We start from the raw sequence: 5,282 nt of genomic DNA on the forward strand, positions 1-5,282 counted from the left end.
GGGCGACCGGACCGGGCAAGGCGCCACCGGCGCCTCGCCTTTTCGGTCCGGGGGAATGCCCCGCGGGCCGCGCGCGGCGCGGCCTTCCTTCCTTTCCCGGGGCACGGCCCCGTGGCTGCGGTGTCGGGCGGGCGGGGCGGTGCCGGCGTCAGGAGCTGGTGCCGCCTCTACCCGAGGCTCGACCACTCGCCAAAGAGTAACGCCGCAAAGCGCACCGGAGGATCCCGTTCATGCGGCGTTAATAAAAATATCAAATGAAATCATGGCGTTGTTCCCCGTCCCCATGGGGACGGTTCCGCCGCCGCCATCGGCGCGTCCGGCGACCCCGCAAAGCTTGAGCCTGGGCGGTTGGCTTCCCCGCGGCACCCGTTATGATCTGCGCCGCAAGCGTCTGAGAGGGACAGGAAATGGCGGAATACGACGTGATCGTGATCGGGGCGGGGCCGGGGGGATATGTCTGCGCCATCCGCTGCGCCCAGCTGGGGCTGAAGACCGCCTGCGTGGAGGGCCGCGAGACCTTGGGCGGCACCTGCCTCAACGTCGGCTGCATCCCCTCGAAGGCCATGCTCTACGCCTCCGAGATGTATCACGAGGCCGGCACCAATTTCGAGAAGATGGGGCTGATCGGCGCCGCCCCGAAGATCGACCTGGGAAAGATGCTCGCCTACAAGCAATCAACGGTCGAGACCAATACCAAGGGCATCGAGTTCCTGTTCAAGAAGAACAAGGTCGACTGGCTCAAGGGCTGGGCCAGCATCCCGGCCGCGGGCGAGGTGAAGCTCGGCGACGAGATCCACAAGGCGCGGAGCATCGTCATCGCCTCCGGCTCCGAGCCCTCGAGCCTGAAGGGGGTCGAGGTCGACGAGAAGGTCGTGGTCACCTCCACCGGCGCGCTCGAACTCGCGAAGCTGCCCAGGCGCCTCGCGGTGATCGGCGCCGGCGTGATCGGCCTCGAGCTCGGCTCGGTCTATGCCCGGCTCGGCGCGGAAGTGACGGTTCTGGAATACCTCGACCAGATCACCCCCGGCATGGATCTCGAGATCTGCCGGACGCTGCAGAAGCTGCTCACCAAGCAGGGCCTGAAATTCGTGCTCGGCGCCGCCGTGGAGGGCGCGGAGGCGGGCAAGGGCAAGGCGACGCTCAGCTACAAGCTGCGCAAGGACGACAGCCTCCACGAGCTCGAGGCCGACGTGGTGCTGGTCGCCACCGGCCGCCGCCCCTATACCCACGGGCTCGGGCTCGCAGCGCTCGGCATCGCCACCAGCAAGGGCGGCCAGATCGAGACCGGCGCGCATTGGGAGACCAGCGTCAAGGGGATCTACGCCATCGGCGACGCGATCAAGGGGCCGATGCTCGCCCACAAGGCCGAGGACGAGGGCATGGCGGTGGCCGAGGTACTGGCCGGCCAGAAGGGCCATGTGAACTACGGCGTGATCCCTGGCGTGATCTACACCAGCCCCGAGGTCGCCGCGGTCGGCGCCACCGAGGAGGCGCTGAAGGAGGAGGGCCGCGCCTACAAGGTCGGCAAGTTCCCCTTCATGGGCAATGCGCGGGCCAAGTCGCATTTCGCCGGCGACGGCTTCGTCAAGCTCCTGGCCGACAAGGAGACCGACCGCCTGCTCGGCGCCCATATCATCGGCCCCGCCGCGGGCGAGCTCATCCACGAGATCTGCGTCGCCATGGAATTCGGCGCCGCCGCCGAGGACGTGGCACGCACCTGCCACGCCCATCCGACCTTCTCGGAAGCGGTCCGCGAAGCCGCGCTCGCCTGCGGCGACGGCGCGATCCACGCCTGACGCGGTCTCGGGGGCAGGGCCCGGCGCGAAAGGCCGCGCGGGGCCTCTACCCGCGGCGGCGGCGACCCTCGCGACGGCCGCGGGCGCCGGCCTCGGCCTCGCCTTCGGCGAGCGGCGGCTTGTTGGCCCTGATCCAGGCCGCGCCGTTGGGGTCGTTGTCCATCAGGAGATTGGCGGCGCGGATCGCGTCCATCTCCTGCGGGCGCACCGGATTCATGATCGCCGAGGTCATGCCGGAGGCGATCGCCATGGGCAGGAAGGCCGCGTTGATCCCGTGGCGGTTGGGCAGGCCGAAGGAGACGTTGGAGGCGCCACAGGTGGTGTTGACCCCCAGTTCCTCGCGCAGGCGGCGGACCAGGGTGAAGACCTGAAGCCCGGCGGTCGAGAGCGCGCCGATCGGCATCATCAGCGGATCGACGACGATGTCATGCGCCGGGATGCCGAAATCGGCGGCGCGCTCGACGATCTTCTTCGCCACGGCGAAGCGCACTTCGGGGTCCATGGAGATGCCGGTATCGTCGTTGGAGATGGCGACGACGGGCACGTTGTATTTCTTGACCAGCCGCAGGACGCGCTCCAGCCGCTCCTCCTCGCCGGTCACGGAGTTCAGGAGCGGCCGGCCCTGGCAGACCTCGAGCCCGGCTTCGAGCGCGCCTGGCACGCTCGAATCGATGCAGAGCGGCACGTCGACGAGCCCCTGCACGAGCTCGATCATCTGCCGCATCAGCGGCGGTTCGGTCTCGTTGGGATTGGGGTTGGAATTGTAGACCACGCCGGCATTGACATCGAGCATGGTGGCGCCGCTGGCGACCTGCTCGAGCGCATCCTTCTCGACCGTGGAGAAATCGCCGGCCTCGAGCTGGGCGGCGAGGATCTTGCGGCCGGTGGGGTTGATGCGCTCGCCGATCACGCAGAACGGCTGGTCGAAGCCGATGATCGCGGTGCGGGATTTGGATTCAACGATCGTGCGGGTCATGCGGCGCGGGCCTTCCGGGCAGTGAAACGGGAATAACGCCGCGGTCCTACACCATGGATGCCGCCGCGGCCAGTCTCCGTCGGCTCAGGCCCGGGCGCGCAGCGGCCGGGCGGCGAGGGCCGCGGTGTAGTCGGTGGTGGCCGTGATGCCGCCGAGCGGGAAGAGATGCACGCGCTCCACGGCGAAATCGGGGTTCGCGGCCTTGTGCCGCGCGAGCCCGGTCAGGATCTCCGTCGGCTCGAACGGCAGGATGAGATTGCTCAGATCGGCGGCGCGGCGCTGGAGAACCCTGAGGCTCGCGCCGACGCCGCAGGCCATGGCGAACTTGATCATGGTCTGGAGCTTGGCCGGGCCGGCGATGCCGATATGCACCGGAAGCGTGATCCCCGCGGCGCGGACGCGGCCCGCCCAGTCGATGATCGGGCCGGCCTCGAAGGCGAATTGCGTGGCGATGGCCATGCTTGCATCGGTGCGGGTCTGGAAGTCGCTCTTCCAGCGCAGGGCGGCCATGACGGTATCCTCGCCGCCGGCGGGGTCGATGTCGCGGTTCCCCTCGGGATGGCCGGCGACATGCAGGTGGTTGAAGCCCGCGCGGTCGAAGAGGCCGGTCTCGAGGAGCTGCATCGAATCGGCGAAGGGGCCGCGGGGCGTGGCGATGCCGCCGGCGATGACCAGCGCCTGGCGCACGCCGACATCCGAATAGGCGCCGATTCGGGCCTCGAGCTCGGCGCGGGAGGCGATGCCGCGGGCGGGGAAATGCGGCATGACCGCGAAGCCCTCGTCCGCGAGACGCCGGGCGGCGGCGAGCATCTCGGAGAATTCCGTGCCGTCGATATGGGCGAGGTAGACCCTGGTCCCGGCGGGCAGGATGCTGCGGAAGTCCTCGATCTTCGCGGCGGTGCGCGGCATGACCTCGATGGAGAAATCCTGCATCAGCGCGGCGAGCGCGGCAGTGTCGGAGGCCGCGGGGCCGGAGGGCCGGCGGGCGAAGTTCAGTATGTTCACCAAGGGTCTGCTCCGGCATCAGGTCTTCGGGGTGGCCCAGCCTTCGTTGGCGATCAGGGCCTTGATCTCGGCGGGACTAAACGCCGCCTCGAGCCGTGCCGCTTCGCTGGAAGCGACATCCGCCGCATCGCCTTCGACAAGGTAGGGCTCGCCCTTGCGCCATTCCGCGAGATAGGCGTCGGCGTCGCGTGCCCCGACCTTCATGGCGCAGCGGTCGATGGCCTGCTCGAAGCGCTCCGGCAGCTGAAGCTTGGCGGCGCGCCGCCCGGTGCCGACGATGACCTGGGCGGGGATATCGCGCCAGTAGACGATGATGACCTGGGGCATGGCGGGCTCCTCAAGGGTTGTTCGTCGCGGTGCCAGCGTACGCTGCAACAGGCGCCGCAGTTAGTCGTTGCCGGATCGCATTTCCAGCGGTATCCTCGCGCCTGCAAATCTCATTGTCGGTATGGACCGGTGCACATGACCAGAACGGATGGGGCTCTTCCGAGCCTGTCTTTCGAATTCTTTCCGCCACATTCCCCCGAGGCCAGCCTGCGGCTCTGGCGGTCCGTCGAGCGGCTCGCGCCGCTGGGGCCGCGATTCGTCTCGGTGACCTTCGGCGCGGGCGGGACCACGCGCGACCGCACGAATGCGGCGATCCAGACCATCGTGGAGCGCGCGCGGCTTTCGGTGGCGGGGCATCTCACCTGCGTGGGCGCCAGCCGCGCCGAGACCCTGGCCGTGGCGCGCGGCTATGCGCGGATGGGGGTCCGGCGCATCGTGGCGCTGCGGGGCGACCCGCCCAAGGGGGCCGCGCGATTCGAGCCCCATCCCGAGGGTTTCGCCTCCGGCGCCGATCTCGTCGCCGGGCTGCGGCAGCTGGGCGGCTTCGAGATCTCCGTGGCGGCCTATCCGGAGAAGCATCCCGACGCGGTGGACCTCGCCGCGGACATCGACAATCTCAAGCGCAAGATCGACGCGGGCGCGAGCAACGCGATCACGCAGTTCTTCTTCGAGAACGAGGATTTCCTGCGCTTCCGCGACGCCTGCGCGCAGGCGGGGATCAGCGCGCCGATCATTCCCGGCATCCTGCCGGTGGAGAATTTCGGGCGCATGACGAATTTCGCCGCCCGCTGCCATGCGACGGTGCCCGAATGGATGCACAAGGCCTTCGCGCGCGCCGATTCGCCCGAGACGGCGCATCTGCTCGCCGTGGCGATCGCATCCGATCAATGCGACACGCTGCGGGCCGAGGGTGTGGAGCATCTGCATTTCTACACGCTCAACAACCCCGACCTGACCTATGACGTCTGCCGGGCGCTCGGCTATGCCGCCGCGCCGCTCGCCATGGCGGAGGGTGGGGCGGCCTGAGCGGGAAACCCGCCGGGATATCCCGGCGGGTCAGGTCACCGCTGACCTGATCGCGCGGCGGGGCGCGACGGTTTGGCGCACCCCCCCGGTGGCGGTCCGACCACGACCCCGTCGATGATCTCCCCGCCGGTGGCGGGGGGGTTCAGCCCCCC

At 69.1% G+C, this 5,282-nt stretch carries 5 protein-coding genes; 2 read left to right on the top strand and 3 right to left on the bottom strand.

Going from position 1 to position 5,282, the window contains the following annotated elements; translation table 11 throughout:
- Positions 1 to 407 precede the first annotated feature (407 nt).
- Positions 408 to 1,796: a dihydrolipoyl dehydrogenase gene (gene lpdA / locus V7050_RS17815; RefSeq protein ID WP_324368831.1), complete on the top strand. Its 1,389-nt coding sequence runs from the start codon at positions 408 to 410 to the stop codon at positions 1,794 to 1,796.
- Between the two features lie 46 nt (positions 1,797 to 1,842).
- Here lpdA and V7050_RS17820 read toward each other — a convergent pair whose 3' ends face one another.
- The 3 genes from V7050_RS17820 to V7050_RS17830 all read right to left on the bottom strand — a co-directional run bounded on the left by V7050_RS17820 (position 1,843) and on the right by V7050_RS17830 (position 4,104).
- The gene (locus V7050_RS17820; RefSeq protein WP_324368829.1) at positions 1,843 to 2,772 is read right to left on the bottom strand and encodes a methyltetrahydrofolate cobalamin methyltransferase; all 930 of its coding nucleotides are present in this window, start codon (positions 2,770 to 2,772) and stop codon (positions 1,843 to 1,845) included.
- 84 nt (positions 2,773 to 2,856) lie between these two features.
- On the bottom strand, positions 2,857 to 3,777 hold the full coding sequence (locus V7050_RS17825) for a methylenetetrahydrofolate reductase (protein ID WP_324368827.1): 921 nt from the start codon (positions 3,775 to 3,777) through the stop codon (positions 2,857 to 2,859).
- An 18-nt stretch (positions 3,778 to 3,795) separates the two neighbouring features.
- Positions 3,796 to 4,104, bottom strand: coding sequence for a virulence factor (locus V7050_RS17830; RefSeq protein WP_324368825.1), 309 nt, complete (start codon positions 4,102 to 4,104; stop codon positions 3,796 to 3,798).
- Positions 4,105 to 4,239: 135 nt separating this feature from the next.
- On the opposite strand from V7050_RS17830, the gene metF reads away from it, so the two are divergent.
- Positions 4,240 to 5,130, top strand: coding sequence for a methylenetetrahydrofolate reductase [NAD(P)H] (metF, locus tag V7050_RS17835; RefSeq protein ID WP_324368823.1), 891 nt, complete (start codon positions 4,240 to 4,242; stop codon positions 5,128 to 5,130).
- The last annotated feature ends 152 nt before the right edge of the window (positions 5,131 to 5,282 follow it).

The sequence above is a fragment of the Amaricoccus sp. genome, from assembly GCF_036846665.1.
GTDB lineage: Bacteria > Pseudomonadota > Alphaproteobacteria > Rhodobacterales > Rhodobacteraceae > Amaricoccus.

Coding starts and splice junctions, on each gene's coding strand:
- V7050_RS17820 (WP_324368829.1), bottom strand. CDS start 2,772: ATGACCCGCACGATCGTTGAATCCAAATCCCGCACCGCGATCATCGGC.
- lpdA (WP_324368831.1), top strand. CDS start 408: ATGGCGGAATACGACGTGATCGTGATCGGGGCGGGGCCGGGGGGATAT.
- V7050_RS17830 (WP_324368825.1), bottom strand. CDS start 4,104: ATGCCCCAGGTCATCATCGTCTACTGGCGCGATATCCCCGCCCAGGTC.
- metF (WP_324368823.1), top strand. CDS start 4,240: ATGACCAGAACGGATGGGGCTCTTCCGAGCCTGTCTTTCGAATTCTTT.